The sequence below is a fragment of the Dactylosporangium cerinum genome (assembly GCF_042653625.1).
Classification (GTDB): Bacteria; Actinomycetota; Actinomycetes; order Mycobacteriales; family Micromonosporaceae; genus Dactylosporangium; species Dactylosporangium cerinum.
Genome location: NZ_JBHSIU010000028.1, coordinates 229,946 through 250,466 on the forward strand (window position 1 = coordinate 229,946; position 20,521 = coordinate 250,466).

19 protein-coding genes are annotated in these 20,521 nt (G+C 67.0%); 10 read left to right on the top strand and 9 right to left on the bottom strand.

Annotation, left to right across the window (positions count from 1 at the left end):
* Nucleotides 1–48 precede the first annotated feature (48 nt).
* Nucleotides 49–2,133, top strand: a complete 2,085-nt coding sequence (locus ACFPIJ_RS23815; protein ID WP_380117384.1) for a hypothetical protein — start codon at nucleotides 49–51, stop codon at nucleotides 2,131–2,133.
* A gap of 137 nt (nucleotides 2,134–2,270) precedes the next feature.
* A complete protein-coding gene (locus ACFPIJ_RS23820) occupies nucleotides 2,271–2,846 on the top strand; it encodes a hypothetical protein (protein ID WP_380117385.1) in 576 nt (191 codons plus the stop codon).
* A 49-nt stretch (nucleotides 2,847–2,895) separates the two neighbouring features.
* Here ACFPIJ_RS23820 and ACFPIJ_RS23825 read toward each other — a convergent pair whose 3' ends face one another.
* From ACFPIJ_RS23825 to ACFPIJ_RS23835, 3 genes are all read right to left on the bottom strand, one after another.
* The gene (locus ACFPIJ_RS23825; RefSeq protein ID WP_380117386.1) at nucleotides 2,896–4,299 is read right to left on the bottom strand and encodes a M36 family metallopeptidase; all 1,404 of its coding nucleotides are present in this window, start codon (nucleotides 4,297–4,299) and stop codon (nucleotides 2,896–2,898) included.
* Nucleotides 4,300–4,415: 116 nt separating this feature from the next.
* Nucleotides 4,416–5,618: a hypothetical protein gene (locus ACFPIJ_RS23830; RefSeq protein WP_380117387.1), complete on the bottom strand. Its 1,203-nt coding sequence runs from the start codon at nucleotides 5,616–5,618 to the stop codon at nucleotides 4,416–4,418.
* Entirely contained in the window at nucleotides 5,611–6,126 is a 516-nt protein-coding gene (locus ACFPIJ_RS23835; protein ID WP_380117388.1) for a SigE family RNA polymerase sigma factor, read from the bottom strand. Before ACFPIJ_RS23835 ends, ACFPIJ_RS23830 begins: the two co-directional genes overlap by 8 nt.
* Nucleotides 6,127–6,712: 586 nt before the next feature.
* Here ACFPIJ_RS23835 and ACFPIJ_RS23840 point away from each other — a divergent pair.
* The 5 genes from ACFPIJ_RS23840 to ACFPIJ_RS23860 all read left to right on the top strand — a co-directional run bounded on the left by ACFPIJ_RS23840 (nucleotide 6,713) and on the right by ACFPIJ_RS23860 (nucleotide 11,575).
* The gene (locus ACFPIJ_RS23840; RefSeq protein WP_380117620.1) at nucleotides 6,713–7,030 is read left to right on the top strand and encodes a GDSL-type esterase/lipase family protein; all 318 of its coding nucleotides are present in this window, start codon (nucleotides 6,713–6,715) and stop codon (nucleotides 7,028–7,030) included.
* A gap of 24 nt (nucleotides 7,031–7,054) precedes the next feature.
* A complete protein-coding gene (locus ACFPIJ_RS23845; protein WP_380117389.1) occupies nucleotides 7,055–7,504 on the top strand; it encodes a ricin-type beta-trefoil lectin domain protein in 450 nt (149 codons plus the stop codon).
* 259 nt (nucleotides 7,505–7,763) lie between these two features.
* Nucleotides 7,764–8,756, top strand: a complete 993-nt coding sequence (locus ACFPIJ_RS23850; protein WP_380117390.1) for an HNH endonuclease — start codon at nucleotides 7,764–7,766, stop codon at nucleotides 8,754–8,756.
* A gap of 433 nt (nucleotides 8,757–9,189) precedes the next feature.
* A complete protein-coding gene (locus tag ACFPIJ_RS23855) occupies nucleotides 9,190–9,546 on the top strand; it encodes a hypothetical protein (RefSeq protein WP_380117391.1) in 357 nt (118 codons plus the stop codon).
* A 265-nt stretch (nucleotides 9,547–9,811) separates the two neighbouring features.
* Nucleotides 9,812–11,575, top strand: a complete 1,764-nt coding sequence (locus ACFPIJ_RS23860; RefSeq protein ID WP_380117392.1) for a hypothetical protein — start codon at nucleotides 9,812–9,814, stop codon at nucleotides 11,573–11,575.
* Nucleotides 11,576–11,590: 15 nt separating this feature from the next.
* On the opposite strand, the gene ACFPIJ_RS23865 is transcribed toward ACFPIJ_RS23860, so the two are convergent.
* Nucleotides 11,591–11,896 carry a hypothetical protein gene (locus tag ACFPIJ_RS23865; protein WP_380117393.1) on the bottom strand — a complete coding sequence of 102 codons (306 nt, stop codon included), beginning with the start codon at nucleotides 11,894–11,896 and terminating at the stop codon, nucleotides 11,591–11,593.
* A gap of 72 nt (nucleotides 11,897–11,968) precedes the next feature.
* Complete coding sequence (locus tag ACFPIJ_RS23870) at nucleotides 11,969–12,241, bottom strand: hypothetical protein (RefSeq protein ID WP_380117394.1); 273 nt, start codon at nucleotides 12,239–12,241, stop codon at nucleotides 11,969–11,971.
* Between the two features lie 480 nt (nucleotides 12,242–12,721).
* Here ACFPIJ_RS23870 and ACFPIJ_RS23875 point away from each other — a divergent pair, with 480 nt between their 5' ends.
* Both ACFPIJ_RS23875 and ACFPIJ_RS23880 read left to right on the top strand, forming a co-directional pair.
* On the top strand, nucleotides 12,722–13,603 hold the full coding sequence (locus ACFPIJ_RS23875) for a helix-turn-helix domain-containing protein (protein WP_380117395.1): 882 nt from the start codon (nucleotides 12,722–12,724) through the stop codon (nucleotides 13,601–13,603).
* The gene (locus ACFPIJ_RS23880; protein ID WP_380117396.1) at nucleotides 13,596–13,793 is read left to right on the top strand and encodes a DUF397 domain-containing protein; all 198 of its coding nucleotides are present in this window, start codon (nucleotides 13,596–13,598) and stop codon (nucleotides 13,791–13,793) included. The genes ACFPIJ_RS23875 and ACFPIJ_RS23880 overlap by 8 nt, the downstream gene beginning before the upstream one ends.
* A 1,177-nt stretch (nucleotides 13,794–14,970) precedes the next feature.
* Here ACFPIJ_RS23880 and ACFPIJ_RS23885 read toward each other — a convergent pair.
* Nucleotides 14,971–15,843: a replication-relaxation family protein gene (locus ACFPIJ_RS23885; RefSeq protein WP_380117397.1), complete on the bottom strand. Its 873-nt coding sequence runs from the start codon at nucleotides 15,841–15,843 to the stop codon at nucleotides 14,971–14,973.
* Nucleotides 15,844–16,440: 597 nt separating this feature from the next.
* Entirely contained in the window at nucleotides 16,441–17,337 is an 897-nt protein-coding gene (locus ACFPIJ_RS23890) for a replication-relaxation family protein (protein WP_380117398.1), read from the bottom strand.
* Between the two features lie 587 nt (nucleotides 17,338–17,924).
* Between ACFPIJ_RS23890 and ACFPIJ_RS23895 the strand changes: the two genes are divergently transcribed.
* The gene (locus tag ACFPIJ_RS23895; RefSeq protein ID WP_380117399.1) at nucleotides 17,925–18,281 is read left to right on the top strand and encodes a hypothetical protein; all 357 of its coding nucleotides are present in this window, start codon (nucleotides 17,925–17,927) and stop codon (nucleotides 18,279–18,281) included.
* A 14-nt stretch (nucleotides 18,282–18,295) separates the two neighbouring features.
* Here ACFPIJ_RS23895 and ACFPIJ_RS23900 read toward each other — a convergent pair whose 3' ends face one another.
* Both ACFPIJ_RS23900 and ACFPIJ_RS23905 read right to left on the bottom strand, forming a co-directional pair.
* Nucleotides 18,296–19,147 carry a UvrD-helicase domain-containing protein gene (locus ACFPIJ_RS23900; protein ID WP_380117400.1) on the bottom strand — a complete coding sequence of 284 codons (852 nt, stop codon included), beginning with the start codon at nucleotides 19,145–19,147 and terminating at the stop codon, nucleotides 18,296–18,298.
* A complete protein-coding gene (locus ACFPIJ_RS23905) occupies nucleotides 19,048–20,391 on the bottom strand; it encodes a nuclease-related domain-containing protein (RefSeq protein WP_380117622.1) in 1,344 nt (447 codons plus the stop codon). The genes ACFPIJ_RS23900 and ACFPIJ_RS23905 overlap by 100 nt, the downstream gene beginning before the upstream one ends.
* Between the last annotated feature and the right edge of the window lie 130 nt (nucleotides 20,392–20,521).

The following is a 20,521-nucleotide window of genomic DNA, read 5'->3' on the forward strand; positions in this document are numbered from 1 at the left end:
CGATGGACCAACAGGAGTCTCATGCGCTTCTTACGGACGGTTACGGCCGTGCTCGCAGCGCTCGCGCTGGGCGCGACCGCCCTACCGGCGCAGGCGATCGCGGACCCGGTCGCCCCGTACAACGCGTTCACCATCAACGGCTACCACAGCCTCGCCGTCGACCCCGGCTCTCCTGGCGCCTTCTTCTGGCTCGGCCCGCCCCAGGTGTACCAGGGTGCCGAGGTAGTCGTGTTCCACGCGGATTCGACCAGGTTCACCTCGTACGCCGCCATCATCAGCCTGCCGGGCCAGAAGATCGCACCCGGCACGTATCCGACCTCCCCGTACGGTGACACGCCCGGCACGTACGGCCTGCGTATCAACTTCTGGGGTGAGGAGTGCGGCGGGGATCAGGGGACGATCACAGTTCGGTCGGTAACCCACGACGACGAAGGCACCATCACCTCGCTTGCTGCGTCGTACCACACGTCGGGCTGCAATAGCCGGGGGATGGGTTCGTGGGGCGAGATCCGCTACAAATCGACAATTGGCTATGTAGATGCGGCGCAGGACTTGGTCCAAATGCCGGGCACCGGGACGGGTGTGGGGTTCGGCCAGCGGGGCATGACGCAGACGGTGACGTTCACCGGCATCGGCAGTGACCCACTGACGTTCGGCGCGGTCTCGTTCGAAGGCGTGGGGGCCGGCTCGTTCGGCACCGAAGCCAACACCTGCACCGGCCGGACGCTGACCTACAAGCAGACCTGCTCGGTCACCATCTACTCCAAGCCCACGCTGCTCGGGGACCAGCCGGCGCTGTTCAAGATCGCCGACAACGGCTTCATGGGGTTCCACGGGGTCGCGGTGAACGAGTACGGCCGCAAAACGTCGTTCGGCAACTACTACCCGAACGATCCGACCCGCATCCTCGACACGCGGCTCGGTATGGGGGCTCCGAAAGGCGCCCTCGGGGCGCAGAAGACACTGTCGCTGCAGATCCCAACCATCAACCGCGCCACCGAATCCGGCATCTCGGCGGTGGTGCTCAACATGACCGTCACCAACCCGACGTCCGCGTCGTATCTCACGGTGTACCCGTCAGGGACCACCCGTCCCACGGTGTCGAACCTGAACTTCACGGCCGGCTGGACCGGCGCGAACTCGGTGACGGTGCCGGTGGGCGCAAACGGCAAGATCGACATCTACAACGCCGGCGGCTCGGTGGACGTCATCGCCGACATGCTCGGCGTCTACCAGGGCCGGGACACCCCCGGTATCATCGACCCCGGCGGGCAGTACCAACCGCACCAGACGACCCGGGTGGTCGACACCCGTGACAAGGGCTGGGGCGGTCCGCTGCCCGGCAAGTGGTCCCTCTCGGCGCTCGTCGACTACGGCAAGACCATCAACCCGCACGTGCGGGCGTTGGCGATCAACATCACCGCCGTCACCCCGACCTCGTCCGGGCACCTGACGACGTGGAATGGCGGGGGTCCTCCACCGCTTGCCTCGACGTTGAACTACACGCCGAACTCGGTGGTGCCCAACTTCGCCGTGGTCCCGATCATGTACTGCGAACGGACCCCGAGCTGCGCCGGCATTCCCGAGATCAGCGTCTACAACGGTTCCTCGGGAACGACGCACGTGGTGATCGACGTCCTGGGGTTCTTCGACGACGCCCAGATGGGTCCGGGCTTCCGGTTCCAACCGCTCACCCCGACGCGGATCGCCGACACCCGCAGCAACCTGGGTGGGGCCGGGACATTGGGACCGGCCAGCACCGCCACGCTCATCGCGCCGGCACCGGCCGCGGTCGACGAGACGGGCGCGCTGGTCGCCAACATCACCGGCGTCAACAACGGCAACGGCGGGACGTACCTGACGGCATGGGCAGCCGGCACCGCACGGCCGACGGCCAGCAACCTGAACCTGGAGCCCCGCGAGGTCCGGCCGAACGCGGCATTCGTGCTGCTCGGGCCGGGCAACAAGTACAACGTGTACAACGCCGGGTCGAACGTCGATGTGATCGTCGACGTCGCCGGGCGGTTCGACTACTTCCCGTACCCGCTTTCGCCGGGCGTCACGGCCAGCAGCGCGCCGGCCGCGATCAAGCCCCCTGTCGCCCGGCCGTCGTACCAGTACAGCCAGCAGTAACGCGGTACCAGATCTGCGGCGAGGTCTCCGGCAGTTGCCTGCCGGAGACCTCGCCTGGCCATCCCGAGCATCGATACTCAGTCGGGTTGGGTACGCGTACCCATTCATCGGCGCCGCTGGCTCGGCAGGATTGGCGCATGCGGAAGATATTCGTGCTGATGGCGGCCGTTACGGTCGCGCTCGTGGCCAGCTCGTCGCCGGCGGTGGCCGCCTCGCGGCCACGGGGGATCGCCGACCATCTCATGTTGCAGGCCGAAGACCTCGGGGGCAGCGTCCCCGGGGCGGTCGAGGACGGGCTCGCGTGGCCGCTGCTGCCACAGCCGTGTGTCAAATCGCCGGTACCGCTTCCGGTGGTGAGTCGCCAGCAGGCCGCGGACTTCGGCGCAACGTTCCGTGTCTATGAGAACGTTGCGCGGTACCGCAACAGCAACGCGGCGCGTGGGTACGTCCGGGAGCTCAAAGCACAGCTCGCGCGGTGCGGTGTCGGGGGCGGCGACAACGGGTTCGACCCCGTCGCCGACGACGTGTACGGGCCCGACTCGACACTGTTCTTCGGCAACTACGACCTGGGCGACCGCTACGTCGTCTACGGGGTGGCGGCCACCGGCCGGTACGTCGTCGTGGTCATGATGTCCGACGCCCGCATCGGGGCCCCCGACCCCACGACGCTCAACGGACTCACCCATCAGGCGATCGCCCGCGTGCGGACCTAGAAAAACGGCCCCCGGCAACAACTGTCGCCGGGGGCCACCATCATGCGCCTCAGAGGATGCCGCGGGCCTGGAAGGCGGCGCGCACCTGGTCCGCTGCCGCCGCGCCGTAGAGGGCCTTCGCCGTGCGGACCGTCTCGCGCGCCGCGGCGGGCATCTTCGTGTTGGGGGCGAAACCGAACTGCGCCTCGAGAATCACCTTGTTGGCTTTGGTACGGCCGAGTGCCGCGTTGATGTCGAACAGGGCCCGCGACCAGATCTCGCCGTCGGCGTGGACCTCGCCCTCGAGGTCGGTCGGGTACAGCTTTGAGCCGTCGACGCGGCGCAGGCAGTGCGGCTCGTCGTCGGTGTACGAGGTCGCGTCCCAGTCGGCGATGCAGGCCAGCGGCGTACGCGCGGTGCCCTGGCTGGTGGCCTGCGACATGGTGAAGGCCCAGTAGTCGCCGAAGCCCTCGCCGATCGAGCCGGCCTCGAGCTTCTCGCCGAAGCCCGGCACCTGGTCGTCCTGGATCGCGTGGCCGTATTCGTGCCAGATGACCTCGTTGTCCTCGGCGTCGTCGACGCCGCCGGTGCCGAAGGTGATGCCGTCGGTGTCGGGATCGTAGAACGAGTTGTCGTCGGTCAGGCCCGTCGTGGCGTACTTCTGCGGCTCGTTGTTGACGTCGTTGAAGCCGAGCTGGTGGATGTACTCCTGGGCCGACGTGATGCCGTGGTAGCCCATCACCTGTTCGAAGCCGCGTTGCGCGCGGTTGTAGATGAAGATCCGCTGTGGCGAGACGACCGGGTTGGTGCTGATGTTGAAGGCGTAGGCGCCCTGCAGCGTGGTGGTCTGCTTGTTGAGGTGCGTCAACGTCACCGTCTTGTACGTCGCTTGCAGGGCCGGGTAGTCGGCGTCCTGGCGGTCCTTCAGCGTCTCGTTCTGCAGCGCGGCCACCGGGTTGGGATCGAAGACCCGGCCGGTGCCGTCGGCCTCCTTGACCAGCTTCTGCTCCTGCAGCGTGGCGCCGCTGCCGGCGTCGAGCACGGTGAGGACGCTGCCGCTGCCGGTGCGGGTCACGACCGCCCACGCGAGGGTCGCGGTCGCGCCGGGCACCACGACGAGTTCGGTGCGGGCCGCCGGCCCGGCGAGCCGTCCGGACACCGACGCCCGCGCGTGGTCGGCGGCGACCGCGGGCACCTCGGTCTTCAGCCCGGTCACCGCGAGCCGCCCGTCCTGCACGACGACCTCGCCGGTCCGGGCGTCGCTGTGCGTGGCGTAGAAGCCCCCGAGCACCGGTAGGCCGTGGTACAGCTGCTGGTACCACGTGTGCGTGCCCAGCAGTGACTGCCGGACCTGGATCTGCTTGAGCCCGTCCGGCACCGCCACCGGCGCCGGGTGTGCCGCGGTTCCCGCCGCCGCGGCCAGCAGTACCCCGCCGACCAGCGAAGCCATCCATCCGTGCGCCCGTCGATACATCACGACAGCGTATGACCGGGCCACGAAAGATCTACATGCCTCGATGTGTTGCGAGGGGCTCGGCAAGGGCCCGGCCCGGCGGTCGGTGACCGCTGGACCGGGCTCGTGCCGCTAGGTCAGCCCCGGACGATCTGGAACTTCCCCGGCTTTTGATCGTGGCCCGGGTAGCTGGCGCCCTTGTCGTCCTGCGCCGACGCGTAGACGCTGCTCTCGGTCAGCTCCGGCGCGGCCGGCGAGGTCACCTTGAAGGTGAAGACCTTGGTGCCGCCCGCCGGGATGCTGCCGCTGAGGCACGCCCCAGGCTGGTCCTCCGGCGCGATCGTGCAACCCGAGACCACCTGGACGGTCCACGCGAGGGGCAGCCCGAGCCCGACCCGCAGCTTGCCGGGCGTGGCGAACTGCGAGTTGTTGTGGACGGTCACCTTGACGGTGCCCTGCCAGGTGCCGGAGCCGGTCGCGGTCATTGTCAGCTTGTCCGCGGTGGAGGTCAGTTCGGTGACGTACGGGCTGGGTCCGAACGTGGTCGGGCCGCCGGTCTGGGTGAACGCGGTGCCGTTCCAGCCGTAGGTGCGCCACTGGTGCTGGGACGCCTGCGCGTTGTCGCAGCAGGGCCGGTACTCGCCCACGTCGACCCTGACCTGCCCGTTGTCGCCGGCCTGCACCTCCCAGATCGTCTCGATGTCGACGCCCTGCCTACCCTCGTTGCCGGCGCTGCCGACGACCTGGCCCAGGGTGACGATCTTGCCGCTGGCGTCGCGGTCGAAGGCGAGCACCTTGAAGTCGTCGCCCTGCGGGCTGCACGACAGGAGCATGACCGTCTCCTGCGCTCCGTCGTGGTCGACGTCGATGTACACCGGGTCGCCCTGCAGCTTGAGGCTGCCGGTGTCGCCCGCCTTGCCGCCGTTGAACTTCACCGAGCCGTGCGGGCAGCCCGCGGCGAAGCCCTTGGGCCACGAGGGGATGGAGAGGGTCGCCTTGCCGAGGTCGGTCTTGCTGATCCGCCCGTCCGGCGCCGAGGGGGTCGCGCTCGCCTCGGTCGTGGGCGAGGCCGGCGGCGTGGTGGTCTGGACCACGCTGGGGGAGTCGCCGGGCGTCGCCGGCGGCCCGTTGGACTCGCCGCCGCCGGCTGCGTAGGCCGCCACGGGCGTGGCGATGGCGAGTGCGGCGAGGGTGCTCGCGGCGATGGTCCGCACCTTCCGCCGGTGCTGCACCGTGGCGCGTGCGGCGGTGGTGCCGGCGGGCTTGACGTAGGTGGACGCCTCGTTGCTGAAGTCGGCGAAGGCGCTGGTGAGCAGGTCGTCGTCGGTGAAGTCAGGCACGGTGGGACTCCTTGTCGGTGAGCTGGGCGGCGAGCGCGGTGCGCCCGCGGTGGAGCCAGGACTTGACGGTGCCTTCGGCGACACCCTCCTGGCGGGCGATGTCGGTGATCGGCAGGTCCGCGAGGTAGTGCAGGATCACCGCGCGGCGCTGCTGCGCCGGCAGGGTCGACAGCGCCTGGGCGAGCGCGACCCGGTCGGGGCTGGGCGCCGCCACGTGCTCCTCGCGGTGCCGGCGGGCGAAGGCCATCGCGGTGCGGGTCCGCCGCCACCGGCTGGTGGCGAGGTTCCAGGCGACGTGGCGGACCCAGCTCGCGGGATCGTCCATGTCACCGATGCGCTTCCACCGCGCCAGCGCGCGGCAGAACGCCTCCTGGACCACGTCCTGGGCCGCGGCCATGTCGCCGGTGTACGCGAACAGCTGGACCGTCAGCGGCCGGAAACAGGCCGCGTAGAACTCGTCGAAACCGGTGGCGCCGGTGGGCGGTCCGGCGTCGGATTGGCTTTTCACTCTGCCCCCGTCAAGCAAGGTGCTCACATTGCCTTCCTCCCCGTCGGCGACCGGCTTTCCGGTCGTACGGCGGCAACACGCCGCAGCGAAGAAGAAGGTTGCAGTGGATCTTCTGTCGCCTGGGCGACAGTTTCCCGGCTCATCCGGCCGCCAGCGAGGTGGCCCGGGAGGGACCAGCCATGCCAAGACGAACACGCAGCCATCTGCTCGTGCTGTTGCTGACCCTCGCAGCCGCCGGTGTCATGCTCAGCGGACCGGCCGCCGCCTACCGGCCACCTTTGTGTCAACCCGGTCCGTGAAGGTGCGGCCGACCCGCACATCATGTACGCCAATGGCAGCTACTACCTAGTCTTCATCCAGGGTGACCACATCGGCATCGTCGCCGCGCCCACCTCGCTGGGGCTGCGTACCGCGCCCGAGCACCGGGTCTGGGCGGACGGGGATCCGTACCGCTGCTGCAACATCTGGGCGCCGGAGGCGGCGCGAACCCGCTCGATCCGTACACCTTCCGTGGTGAGCTTCGGGCTACCGACCATCGGCCCGGCATTGACGCCTCGACCTGGGCGACCACGACCACGAGGGACACCTGGGGTGGCGCATTGACGAGATCTCCGCGAATGTCGCTGGCTGGGTCGCCGGTACGGCGCCGCGCGCGGTGCTGTTGCATATCGGTACCAATGACGTCATTCAGAATTTCGATCTGGCCGGGGCGCCGGGGCGTCTGTCGGGGTTGATTGATCGGATCACGTCTGCCGCGCCGGGCGCTGATGTGTTTGTTGCCTCGATCACGCCGCTTGCTGATCCGGGCGGGAGGCGAATGTCAACGCGTACAACGCCACCATTCCTGGCATTGTGGCCGGCAAGGGTTCGTGTGTGCACTTTGTCGACATGCCCGCCGCGCTGAGCGTCCGCAGACCTTGCCGATGGGGTGCATCCCAATCGCGGTGGGTACGACCGGCTGGCTGCCGTTTGGGCGGTCGCGTTGGGCGCCGGTCTCGCCTCGCTGCGGGTTGCCACGCCGGGCTTCACCGATCGGTACCTGCGGCGCCAGAACGGGCTCGCGGTTTGGCACTGCATCGGGGGCGCGGCCCAGAGCTGGACCGTCCACAGTGACCACACGTTGCGGGCGATGGGCAAGTGCCTCGACGTGATCGCAACCGCCACCACCGACTGGGGCGTCCGCAACGGCACCGAGGTCCAGCTGTGGGACTGCTGGGGTGGCCCGATGCAGCAATGGGTCCAGCAACCCGACGGCAGCCTGCGCAACCCCAACTCCGGCCGCTGCCTGGGCGCCCCCAACGGCAACACAACCCCGGGCACCCGACTACGAATCTGGGACTGTAACGGCTCACCAGCCCAGCTCTTCCATACTCCGTAGGCCACGGGCGTTTCATCGAGCTGGCCCCGTCTCTCCCGACCGTCATGCTGCTCTCGTGATAGACGGGGTCGATAGTCCGTGCATTGCCCGCCCCACTGCGGCGCCGCACTGGTCCATCCCGTGTTCGGGGCGATCTCAGTAGCGTGCTGGAGCTCGAAGTAGTCACAGAAACGCCCCGGCCTGGGGAGCGGGCCCTCCTTGTAGGCTGAGGGTGCGAATCGCCCACCGACTTCTGTCGGTTCGCACAAGGAGCCCTCAGGTGAGAACTGCTCAAACGTACGTTGATCTTGGGTTAGCGGAGGCGCGCGCGCAGTGGCTTTCGATCGAGGCGCGCACTCTCGTCGCAGGTCGGCGGCAAGCCGTCTTCGAGCCAGTGGAGACGTTGCTCTGTCTTGCCGCCAGCCTGGTCGTCGACCACAGGCGCTACGGTGGTTCGTCGAACCATCGAGCCGAGGAGCCAGTACCAACTCTCGCACGGCTTTTTCGCCGGCCGAATAGCAGCATCCTTGCCAAGATGGCGAATCTTTATGGTACACGGTCGAACGGTGGGCGAGGCGAAATTGAGGCCGCGACTATCCTGCTATCCGACTCAGACCGTCTCGCAAATATCTATCGCATCATATTCGCGGCCGCTCGTGAAACCGGCATCAGTGAACTGCGCCTTCCGGACTTCATCGATGCGGAGGATGAGGCCGACGGCTTCACGCTCCTCGGGCAGGATGAACTGGATCAGACGGTCATGGAGAACGAAATCTCCGCCGCAACGGCAACCGCAGACCGATTCTCGCTAGATAGCCGATTGACTGAGCGTGTCCTCGCTGCCGTGATGCGTGTCGGTCAGCATCGTTTCGCGGCTGCGGTCTTGCGCAATCAGGGGCACAGATGCGCGTTCTGCGGCTTGGCCGTCAAGTCCAAGGAAACGCGTGCTCGCCGCATGCTAATAGCGAGTCATATCAAGCCGTGGAAGGATAGTGCACCAGGCGAGCGCCTGGATGTGAGTAATGGACTAGCAGCCTGTCCGACGCACGACGTTGGATTCGATACGGGGTTGCTCACTGTTGACTTGGACCTGAGAATTCACGTCGCTCCCGAGCTTCGCGATTTTGCTAAAGTTGATCCGGCGACGCGTGCTGCTTTTGGCTCGCCGCCCCTGTTCGATCGCCTACAACTTTCTGACAATGCCGCCCGACCTGGTCAAACGTACCTTACATGGCATCACAACTACGTCTATCAGGCAGACCTAGACGCCTAGGACGGTTGGGATGAGTTTTGTTGATGGCGCTCCGGAGCGCCGCAGCGGAGATTGCGGATGTCGACGGCGGCGAGGACCCTGGTCTCGCCCGTGGAAGGCGAGCAGCCGTCATTGTCGTTCTCGAATGGAGAGGCCAGCGTGGATGGCCCGGCTGCTTTCCCAGTGAGGCGAGTCGTTGAGCATGTCCGCCATGCGTTCGGCGTGCTCGATCGTCCGGCAGAACACGAGCGCGCGAGGCTGGGCGTGCGGTTCCAGACTGCGGCGAGCTCATCACGGTTGGCCTCGTCGCGTTCCGGTAAGAACAGGCACGCGTTGAGTATCCTTGATGCCGTACCCATGTTGCTGGCCGCGCCGACGACATCCCAGTCGATGTTTGTCGACCAAGAGCCGGTAGTCCACCTTGGCCAGGTAGCCGCGGCGCATGCTCTCTTCGATGCCGAGTGTGAAGTGGCTCTCCGAAGTGTCCAGTCAGGTCAGACCGATTGCTGCGCCACGGTGTGGCCGTGACGCCGAACTGCTGAGCATTCGACAGCCGGTCGAGGAGTTCGGCGAACTGACCGTTCTCGCCGATTTGTTGGGCCTCGTCAACCATGATGAGGTCGGGTTTGTGCCCGGCGCGGACCACGGCGAGAGCGATGGCCACCGTCGCTCAGGTCAGGCCGGTGAGATCGTCGGGGCGATCATCGCCGGTGAGGAGCCCGGTGTGGACATGTTTGGGCAGGTGCCGCCAGGGCGCTCGCTCGAACTGGGCCACCAGATGAACAGCTCGCCGTTGCCGAGGCCGGCCTAGCCCGAGGCGTCAACGCTGGCTGGCCAATACTCGCCGACAACGCCGGAGTAGATCAGCTCGATGCGCTCCGTTCCCAGCCGAAACGTTGTATTGGGAACGGGAGCGATTGCAGCGGCAGGACTTTATCCGCCGCGTCCGGGCTGGCCTCGACCATGGCGACATCCCTCGACCATGGCGACATTCGTGGCACGGTGCCGTTGTGGGTCGATCGAGAAATGCGGCCGTGTTTGATCAGATTAATCTGGTTAATTGGCATACTGTGTAGATGGACGCTGATATCTCGGTTCCAGAGGATGTGGACTCGGTACCTGCGGTCCCATCGGCTGCTGGTGTGGCTGCGTTGGCGGTCAATCCGCTGCCTGACGCGGATCCGCAGGCTGTCGCGATAGGCGGGCGATATTGGACCTTCGATGGCGTGGATGACACCGTCGATCCGCCCCGGCCGCGGTGGCGGGAGAAGTCGAGCGCGTTGAGCGTGGCTGCTGGCGTTGGCAACGGCCGGGTGTACTTGGTTGCAGCAGCCGGTGTCCGCGCCGTTGTGCCGACCCTCAACTGCCCCACCTGCGACGGTCCGCTCTCGCTGCGATCCCGGCTGAACTTCGAGAAGCTGCTGGCCGGCAAGCAGGCCGTGCCGTGCATCGACTGCGATGCTGGGGTCTTGGACGCGGTCAATCGGGAGGCGAACCCCGCGGCGATCGAACGCCGGCGGGCCGTGCAGGTCAAAGAGCGCCGCCGCGGTGCACTGGTTGACGCGCGGACGGCCTGGCAGGCGGCGCAGGTGGCGCACCTGTCGCAGGAGCTCGAGATCCGACTCGACCCGGAACCCGATTGGTCGAAGGTCACCGCCTCGGTGCGTACGGAGGTCGCGGCGCTGGCCGTCATCAGGCACGCCCCGAAGGTGACGCCGATTCCTCCGTTGAGCGGGTGGGCCGTACCGCTGGGACCGATGCCTGATCGGGGGAACGAATTGGTGCTCGACTGCTTCGATGAGGACCTGCTGCTGATTCACCCTGGCTCGCCGGTGTCGGCGTTCACCTGGAACACCACGTTCGAGGCCGCGGCTGCGGCTGAGGAACCGCCGACGCCGGTGTGGGAACAGTTCTATCCGGCGTCCGTCAGTTGGTACGTACCGACAGGGCCATCGCTCGGGACGGCCGCTGAGCAGCTCGACGCGCATCTGCTGCGTCGCCTGCGTCTGTCGACGGTCGGCCGCCGCCGGCGCGAGGAGTTCCTAGACCTGGTCGTCGAAGTGATTGCGGAGGAGACGCTTCGCTACTTCAGGTTCCAGTTGAACAGGCACAACTTGCCGGACGTGGCTGCGAATCACGATGCGCGGTTGTCCGACGCCGCGCGGCGGTTGGCGGGTGTGCGGTCGTTGGCGGAGACATACAACACCGCCTGGACGATGGTGCGCGCTGCGGCCGCTACGGCGCAGGCCAAGCCGAGCGTTCCGAAGGCCAACATGACCGCCCATGCGGTCAACCTGTTCGAGGCGAAGGCGCAGGAGTTGGCCGCCGACCCGGATCTGGTCGTCAAGCCGTTCAGCGAGGACTCCGCAGTGCCGCTGTCAGCAATGACGAGGACCGTGTTCCTCACGCTGCTCGACCGCAGCATGATGGGGACCAGCCGCGCCGCCGCCGAAGCGATCCTCGACGCGCAGGCGGCCGAGACTGAGCTCCAAGATGAGCTGGACGTCGGCTTCACCGAGATGATGCGTACGGTCCTCCGCACGGGAACCGAAGGCGATCCGCACGCGGTGTACGCCGTCCTCGGCCGCGAGAGTGCGAACAGTGACCCTGTCATCGCAGCTGCGGCGACGAGGCTGATCGACATGATCGAAGACCTCAGGATTGCCACGCGTGGCCTGCATGCGGCGTTGGCCGGTGCGGTGAGCGCCTGCCGCCTGCTGACCGTCCGGGTGACCGTGCCCGATCTTTGGTGGGGTGGGACCGCGCCGGTGAAGCAGCCCGTCGGGGTCTACCTTGCTGAGCTCATGCGCCAGGAGGCGGAGCGACAGCAGCCGGAGTAGTGCAGTACCCAATCGTCAGACGCCGACAAGATCAGCGAGGGCGCGGCGTACGGCGTCTGCTGTGGTGGTCGGCAGCAGCAACTCTCGGTTGGCTGTGGGCTCGGTCAGGTGCCACGGCTGGCCGTCGGACAGTTGCAGTATCGAGAGCTCGATGTGTTCATCGCTGCCGTCGGGGTCGGCGATCTTGGAGATGAAGAGGTTGATGGCTGGGTCGTCGGTCTTGACGACCAGCGGTTCGGAGCGGTGGTATTCGTCTCCGTCGGGCAGGTAGGCGGTGCATGCGGTACGTGCGCACCAGTCCGGATGGGGCTGAGTGTTCATGCTTTCTCCCTGGCTGTAACGGGTTGCCCCTGAGCCCGACCTCGTCGAGGTTGCCCTTCGGGCCTTGCTGGCCTACGCCTGAGCTGTCGGTTCGCGCAGGTCGTGCAGGAGTCCTGCGTACCGGTCGACGGCGGCGCTCAGCTTCGCGGTGGCGTTGATTGCCGCCAGAAGGGCGTGACCGCCGAGCCCGAACTCCAGGACGACGACGGTGTCTCCGTCGCGGAGTACCAGCACCGGGTCACCGTCCTCGTCGATCGCGAGGTACGGCTCCAGCGACCGCAGGTCCAGGTCGTAGTCCGCTTGCGGCGCGGGTGGCAGCGCACTGATCGTGGTCGGTGCCGTCATGACCATTTGCCTCCGTTCGCGCGCCAAACGCCGCCTCGAGTCAGGAGCGGGAGTTCTCGAAAGCGGTGCGTCGGGGCGTTCCAGCCGGGCGTCGGAACGGCTCGGTTGTGCAATTCGCCGGGCGGGGCGGCGTCGCAGCACGGCCAATCGCCGCCACACCAGCACCGAGCACGCAGCCACCACCAGCGCTTCATCCGGACATGCATGATCGCCTCCCGTACGGATTGGGAGCGCCGGCGTGCAACCTGGCGCTTCATTGCCGCTGATCTGGCAGGGCGCGATCAACGGTTGAGCCCTCAACGTTGCACCTGATGGAGGTCACGTAGGGCCACTGGATAGAGGCCTGGCCCAATCGGTGCCTTCAATGCAATACTTTGCTCCGGGAATCCCGCTGGTGGAGTCCGTCGTCCCGAATTGACACTGCAAGGTGTTTCAAACAGGACTGATGCGGCGTCCTAAATGAGACAAGGAGGTGGGTCGGTGACCGACTCGGCAGGCTCATCCGTGCCCCGCCGTCAGCTTGGCCGGCTCTTGAAGGAAGCCCGCGAGAAGGCCGGCATCACGGCGCCCGCAGCGGCAGCGGAGATCGAGGTGGGTCGGTCGAAGATCTACCGGATCGAGGGTGGCGAGTCGCCGCTGAAGAGGGTGGAAGTCCTCGCCCTCGCCGGGCTCTATGGTGTAGACGCGACGATGACCGATGTCCTGGTCGCTCTCGCCGCCGAGACCAAAGCTCAAGGCTGGTGGGCCTCGTTTGATGGTGCGATGCCCGACTGGTTCGAGCTGTACGTCAGCCTCGAGGCAGCGGCGAGCGAGCTCCGGCAATACGACCCCACGATTGTTCCCGGTCTCCTCCAGACAGAGGAGTACGCCGCCGCGGTCTTCAGAGCGAATCCGGATCACACCGACGAAAAGATTGCTCGCCTGGTCACGCTCCGGTTGGAGCGGCAACGACTACTCGCGCGACGTGCGCCTCGCCCGCCGGCGCTTGACGTCATCCTTGACGAGGCTGTCCTTCGGCGACCTATTGCCGACCGTGCAGGCATGCAGGGTCAGCTTCGGCGCCTCGCCGAGGCTTCTGATGCCAAGAACGTCCACGTGAGGGTGCTCCCGTTTGCGGCAGGTCCGCATCGCGCTTCGCAGAGCGGGCCGTTCGTGATCCTCGACTTTCGAGCGGAAGGACCGCGACCGGCAGAGCCGACCACTGTCTATGGCGAAGGCTTGACCGGTGCCGTCTACCTCGACAAACGGTCCGAGATTGAGACGTACGAGAACGCCTGGAACGCCTTGGACGACCTGGCCCTCAATGTGGAAGATTCGAGAGAACTGATGCGACGGCTCGCCAAGGAGTACGACGATGCATGATCTGACCGGCGCCGTGTGGCGCAAGAGCACTCGCAGCGGCAGTAACGGCGGCAACTGCGTCGAGGTGGCCGGCAACCTGCCTGGTGTCGTGGCCGTGAGGGACAGCAAGGACCCAAACGGGCCGGCGCTCGCCTTCGAGACCGTCGACTTCGTGGCGTTCATTGAGGGCTTGAAGGTCGACCGCATCTGACACGCTGACCGATCGCCAACGCGACCGCGTCGCGCTTGTATGCCCGCCGAAGGTGCAGCAGTGCCTGCTGGAGCAGCGGCACCTCGGCGGCGAGGTCCAGCGGGTTGGCGTCCCGCCGCCTGCAGAATCTGACGAAGACAACTCAAGACTTGGTCAATCCGCTGGCCGAAGCAGCCAGCACGTCGATGCTGATCGCTACCTTCATCGGTACGGGGGCTGAACCACGGCATGGCTGCGATGCCATGCCGTGGTGGTCCCCACATCATTCGGGGGCAAGACGGGGCGCTGCCGGATCTTGTCGAAGGGTGCGACACCGGCGCCCGTTGGCAGCGGTTCCTTCCTCCAACTGCGTCCTGAAACAGCGGAAGGACGGTTCCCGTTCCCGGTTGGACAACACTGTTGGTCAACCGGGAACGGGCGTCAGGTGTGTTGGGCAACTGGTCGCGGGGCGGGCGAGCGGGAACGGGCTCATTGCTGTGGCTGGACAGCGGGTTGGGCAACGCTGTTGGTCAACCGGGAACGGAACGGCAACGGTCGTCAGGTGTGTTGGGCAACTGGTCGCGGGGCGGACGAGCGGGAACGGGCTCGTTGCCGCGGGTTACCCAAACCGTTGGTCAACAGCAGGCGGGGCGCAGCAACCGGCGGCGTGGATGTTGGCCGGGACTGCCGAAGTTGGGCAACCGGAAACCGGAAGGCTGCCCCGTTGGACAACCGAGTTGGTCAACCCGTTCCGGGGTGCGTTCCCGTTCCGGGGTGCGTTCCCGTTCCGGGGTGCGTTCCCGTTCCGGGGTGCGTTCCCGTTCCGGGGTGCGTTCCCGTTCCGGGGTGCGTTCCCGTTCCGGGGTGCGTTCCCGTTTCGGGGTGCGTTCCCGTTCCGGGGTGCGTTCCCGTTCCGGGGTGCGTTCCCGTTCCGGGGTGCGTTCCCGTTCCGGGGTGCGTTCCCGTTCCGGGGTGCGTTTGTTCTGTCGTCGAATGCAGCAGTGTCGCTTGTCTCGTTCCCACAGCTCAGCGACCATCGACGCGCGGTACGGCGCATTCGGCGTACCCGTGGGGGAACGAGGAATCCTGCCAACAGCGTGCAGCGCCGGCCGTACCGACCTGCTCCTGAAGACGAACGCGCCGCCGAGCACAACTCATCCTGCGTACCGGCGCTGCTCGCTGGGGGCTAGGCAACTGATCAGACGGCGTTCGCCGCGGTGGCCGCCGGAGCTGGATCCCCGAGGTCTGCGAGGTCAACCATCCGTCGTGGAGCGTCGTTCCCACCGACGACCAGCCAAACCGCGTCCGCCGCGCACGCACCGGCGTCGAGCCCGTCACGGGCCGCGGTGGCCACCGGTACCGCCACGTCGACGTCGGCCAGCAGATCGTGCAGGTGCCGCTCGCGGGCAACGGACGGCAACCAGAACAGCACCGGCCACGCTGGGCCGCCCTGGGCTACATGCGCGGCGTACCGCTTCACCTTGGACAGCAGGACGGAGTGCTGCTCGAAGCCCGTATCGAACTCGACGAAGAACGCTGTCCGGCGCTCGCCCTCGGCGAAGACGCCGTGCCCGTCTGGGCGTACCGGAGAAATCAACGTCGTGCCGAACACGCCCGGTTCGGCGCACCGCTGTTCCGGCCACCACCGCTCCAGTCGCGCCTGCGGACGGGTCCGTGCCCATCCGGCCAGATCGGTGAAGAACTGGTTGACCCCCAACTGGTGCTCCAGCGTCCGGCTGGCCGCGATACGCCGCTTCCGTTCGGTCGTCTGTCCCGGACGCGGTGGCGCCTGCTCACGACTGGCGGCCACGAACTCCGCGCCGATCTGGTCAAGGACGTAGTGCCACGGGAACGAGCCGCCACCGGCGCGTAGTGGCCGGAACCGATCCACCAGCCCGAGCCGGTACAGGGCGAGCAGCCGCCGCTGGGCAAAATCCAGCGACCCGAACAGGGCGTGACAGATCTGGAACGTGGTCAGCACTTTGTGGTCGGCGAGCCAGTCCAGCAGCACCCGATCCCGACCGGTGAGCCGGGCCTGCAGCCGCAGCACTCGATCGCCGCCGCTACGCATGGTTTCCACCCCCGTAGAAGAGACCCCTGAAGGTCTTTCGCAGCAGCACGGTCAGCCACCGATACTGGCCCTGAGCTGCGACCCGGCGGTCGTCCCGCAGTCGGTCTGGGTGTCGGTCTCTACACCGACGCCGATACCGACCCCAAGCCCGACCACGACCCGCACGCCCAACCCGGCGCGCCGCCAAGCCCGTTGTCGGACAACTGAGACGTCGTGACAGGCCAGGACCCTCGAGCAGGTAAAGATCACGTTCAACGAACAACGCCTGGCTGAAGAGCGCGCCGTCGTGATTGCTGCGTGTCATAAGAACCTCCGGATGCATGCGCCGGCTCGGTGCCGTGCGCCTGCTTCTAAAGGGCCTGCGTTGGGCGACTGATGTGGCGGTCGAACGTCGACTGCAGCCCAACCGTCGCCCAACAGGGATGTTCACGCGCCAACTGGTTCTCGCTGTTGGGTACGGCGGCCACCATCGACCACTGCTGTTGGGTGGTGCCGCACTCAACACCACCCAACGCGAACGCGCCTGTTGGGTATGAAGCGAAGCTGTTGCGCCGGCCATCTCGCTGGCGAGCACATCCGACAAGTTTCGGACCCCGGCTAGGGCCGGAACGGGCGGCGGTCCAGCCGCATGAGCGCGGCGTCATCCGCTGGGTCGCCGAGTCCGCTGAGGTCGATCAGCCGCCGCGGCGGCTCAGGAGCCCCCGAGGCCCCGGTCGGCAGCCAGACCGCGTCCGCCACGCTCGCGTCGGGGCGGAGACGGTCACGGGCCATCGTCACGATCGGGATGGCGCGTGGCTGCCGGCCGAGCACTTTGTGCAGGAGCCGCTCACGGCCGCGGTCCGGCAATGAGAACAGCACCGGCCAGGCGGGGCCGCCCTCGGTGACCAGCTGTTCGTACCGCTGCGCCTTCTCGACCAACACAGGGACGGATTCGGTGCCGCGGTCGTGCTCGAGGAAGAACCCCACCCGGCGGTCGCCTTCCTCGTAGATGCCGTGGCCGTCGGCGCGGACCCGGTACATGCTCACCATGCCGAACCGCAGCGGGGCGGCGCACTGCCGCTCGGACCACCAGCGCACCAGGGTGGCGGCCGGATGGCGGCGGGCGTACGCGATGAGGTCGATGAAGAACTGGTTGACGCCCAGCAGGTGCGGCAGGTTCGGACTGGTCGCGATGCGGCGCCGCTGTGCGGTCATGTCTGCGACGCGTGGCACGGCGTCGCCGCGTAGGGCCGCGATCACCTCGACGCCGGTGCGGTCGAGGATGTGGTACCAGCCGGACCCAGGCAGGTTCGGGGAGCGGAACCGCTCCAGCAGCCGCAGCCGGTACAGCCGCAGCGTCCGCTCCTGCGCGGGCGGGTACCGGTTGAACAGCGCCGCCGCGATCTGCGCCGTGCTCAGGACCTGGTGGTCGTACAACCAGTCCAGCAGGCGGAGGTCGCGGTCGGTCAGGAGGGATTGTGCGTACAGGACCCGGTCGTGTCCGGCCTGCGTCATGAGTGCCTCCAAGGCAGCAAGCGCGCCGCTCCGTGCGGCGTCATCGCCCTTCTAAGGCCCTCAGTTGGGTGCTGATCCGGCGTCCGGCCGGGGGCGGCGAACCAACCGGTGCCCAACTGGTGACCGGGGCCTGCTCAGCTCGTGGGCAACCGGTTGTCCATCTCGCCCAACAGGTTGGGCAACGGTCATAGGCAGTCGGAGATCAGTTGGGTGCTGGTTGGGTCGCGGCGACGGCGCGGGTCACACGAACCAGGCCAACTGCGGGCCATATACAGATGGAGGAATCCATCGTCGGCGTTAAGCAGATCGGGCGAGGTGGCACAGATTTCAGGTCTTCATCGATGCGGCTTTGTACGGGTGGGCAAGCCGCTTCGCAGGTTCACAGCACCCGAGAGACCGTTGGAGCGTGAAGCCCGATGCCAATAGCGTCGCGGGTGGCATCAGCAGCGCAAACAGGCAGGCAAACATTCGTGAGCGTTTCAGACACGCACAGCCCGGAATCCCCAGACCTTGTGCCTCCAGCGCCGCCGCCGCTCCTTGAGCACGTGCCGGGCGCTCAGCCGTCGCGGCGTCGACGGTGGCTGTTCGTGGGCATCAGCGCCGCGGTCGTCGTGATCGTTGCCGCGGTGGCTGGCGCGACGTTGCTCTCCACAGACGGCCCGACCTTGGCCGACGCCCAGCGCGAATGCAAGACCGCTTTCGCACGGGAATTCCAAGCGCGAATCGATCGCGCGGACGCCGGCACCTCTCCCGTCGTTGCCTCGATGACCGGGGTTGACCTTGATGAGAGCCGCGAAGTGGACGGCGGGTTCGAGGTGAACGGCGCCGTCCAGTACACGCTGACCGCCTCGCTCGTCGGTACCGTGCCGAACACGTTGATGTTCACGTGCACCGCGAAGGTCACGAAGGACGGGCTGGCCACGACGGTGCGCAACCGGACCTGAATCCACAGCAGCGGCTACGGCTCGACGGAACCCAGCCAGAGTGAGTCGCGGGCGCGGGTCATTCCGACGAACAGCTGTCGCAGGGCGATGGAGTGCCGGTCCGCGTCGGAGAAACGGCCCTGTGCGGTGTCTCGCACGGCCTGGTCGTGTTGCGGTAGGAAGACGTGCTTGAACTCAAGGCCTTTCGCGCGGCGGAACGTGCCGATCTTCAGGTCGTCGCTGTGCTGGCCGTCGTAGTTCTCCAACCTCAACGTCGGCACGCCGGCCTTCTCGAGCATCGTGCGGTACCGATTCACTTCGTGCCGGCCGGCGCACAGCAACGCTGAATCGGCGAGCGGCGACGGCGACGGGTCGAGCTGGGCGGCGAGCTTCTGGACAGCCTCGACCAGCAGCCGGTCGTGCTCCTCCAGAGAAGGCACGTTCACCCGCGCAACGCCGCCGCCGAAGTACGTGAGTTCGACCGCCGGACGATCTGAGACGACAGTGCCGTCGAGGTCCTCGAACGGCTCACCGTCCATGACGGCAAGCGCGGCGTCCAGGATGTCCGCAGCGTTGCGGTAATTGACGTCGAGCCGCTCGGCGCGGCCGCCGGTGATGGTGATGCCGGCCTCGGCCAGCCGGAATCCGCCTGGGTACACCGACTGCTGGTTGTCGCCGATGAGCAGCAGGCCGTTCGGTTTGTCACCGATCAGTGCGTGCAGCAGTTGGATGCCGATCAGCGGCAGGTCCTGTACCTCGTCGACGATGACCGCCGCATACGGCGGGTTCACGGGCTCGGCCCGTACCTGCTCCAACGCCATCCGCAACACGTCCTGGAAGTCGTGCAGCCCACGCGTGTGCAGTAGGCGCTCGTACTCTTCGTACATCGCCCACACCGCGGGCGATGCGTGTTCGGCAGCGGCGTGCGTCGCCCGACCCGGGCGACCCGGAGGTACTCGCCGAACGTTTTGATCGCCCGGCCCTTGATGACGTAGCCGATCTCGTCTCTCCAGTAATCCGGGCTCGGCTCGATCTGCCTCAACGGCAGGCCGTTCCGGAATGCCCACAGCCATGCCCGGGAGAAACAGTCCTCGACCTGGTCCTTGTCCAACTGGTACGGCACGCCGCGCAACTGCAGCAATTCGAGCGCCCACCGGTGCAGGCTGACGCACTCGATCCGGCCGGCGACACTCGGAGCCATCTGTTCGAGCAGCTGGGTCGTCACGCGCGGCAGGTTCGTGGCGAACGTGGTGAACAGGACCTTGCCGGTGCTGCGCTGCGCCAGATAGACGGCGCGGTGCATGCCGACCACGCTCTTCCCAGTGCCTGCCGCGCCGCTGATGCGTGCCGGGCCGCCCCAGCTCCGCCCGACCAGCGGCACCTGAGCCGGATGGAGGAACGTCATCCAGCTCTCCATCGGTTTGGATCTCGCGGCGTGCAACTCCGCCTCCCGCAGCTGGTCGGCGTCGAACAGACCGTCGTCCAGTAGTTGGGGCGTTGAATGCTCCGCGGTATCAGCGGATGCAGGGTCCAGATTGTGTGCCTGGTACTGCGGGAACGTCTCGGCCAGGTACGTGGCGACCGCGCGGACCACCGCAGGCCGCATTCTGATTGCCGCGGTTGTCAATGCCGACGCGGCGTTACGGCGGCCCAGCAGCCGGACCCGGCCGAGGTGAGTGTCGAGCTCGTGGTCGGCGAAGATCAGCACAGGTGTCACCGCTACCGGTGACATCTGCATTGCCACCAGTGCCTCTTCCACCGGTCGGCTTGCCACTGCCAGCTGATGTACCTCGTTGTGGCGGGACTCGGTGCCTGCATGGAGCTGGTCCTCGAGCACAGTCGGCTGGTCGCGCCAGCTTGGGACGTCGATCACGTAGACCCCAGTCGGGCCGACCAGGACCATGTCGGCGCTTGCTGTCCGGCGTCTCGGCCAGTCCCGGTCCACGAGCAGGCGCCAGCCGGTTGCAGTCAGCGTCAGGAGGAGGACGACGACTCGCCGTTCGGCATCGTCTGCGGAGAACTGCGCCGCGTACCGCTCTGCTGCTTGTTGGTATCGCATCTGCTGCAGCGCATGTTCGCGCAGGCCGCGCGAATGGTCGAACCTGCCAGTCGTCATTGTCTCGACCCCCATCGATGACACTCGGTCATGATCCTAACCCGCAGCGTGGCCAGGTGATAGATGTCGTTCGTTATCTGAAGCGACCATCGCGGACGCCGGCGGTGTTTCGGGCGCAGACGCAGGCATTGATACGGCACACTGT

Coding starts and splice junctions, on each gene's coding strand:
- ACFPIJ_RS23905 (WP_380117622.1), bottom strand. CDS start 20,391: ATGGGGGTCGAGACAATGACGACTGGCAGGTTCGACCATTCGCGCGGC.
- ACFPIJ_RS23890 (WP_380117398.1), bottom strand. CDS start 17,337: ATGACGCAGGCCGGACACGACCGGGTCCTGTACGCACAATCCCTCCTG.
- ACFPIJ_RS23880 (WP_380117396.1), top strand. CDS start 13,596: ATGCATGATCTGACCGGCGCCGTGTGGCGCAAGAGCACTCGCAGCGGC.
- ACFPIJ_RS23855 (WP_380117391.1), top strand. CDS start 9,190: ATGCCGAGTGTGAAGTGGCTCTCCGAAGTGTCCAGTCAGGTCAGACCG.
- ACFPIJ_RS23865 (WP_380117393.1), bottom strand. CDS start 11,896: ATGAACACTCAGCCCCATCCGGACTGGTGCGCACGTACCGCATGCACC.
- ACFPIJ_RS23825 (WP_380117386.1), bottom strand. CDS start 4,299: ATGTATCGACGGGCGCACGGATGGATGGCTTCGCTGGTCGGCGGGGTA.
- ACFPIJ_RS23870 (WP_380117394.1), bottom strand. CDS start 12,241: ATGACGGCACCGACCACGATCAGTGCGCTGCCACCCGCGCCGCAAGCG.
- ACFPIJ_RS23885 (WP_380117397.1), bottom strand. CDS start 15,843: ATGCGTAGCGGCGGCGATCGAGTGCTGCGGCTGCAGGCCCGGCTCACC.
- ACFPIJ_RS23860 (WP_380117392.1), top strand. CDS start 9,812: ATGGACGCTGATATCTCGGTTCCAGAGGATGTGGACTCGGTACCTGCG.
- ACFPIJ_RS23900 (WP_380117400.1), bottom strand. CDS start 19,147: ATGTACGAAGAGTACGAGCGCCTACTGCACACGCGTGGGCTGCACGAC.
- ACFPIJ_RS23820 (WP_380117385.1), top strand. CDS start 2,271: ATGCGGAAGATATTCGTGCTGATGGCGGCCGTTACGGTCGCGCTCGTG.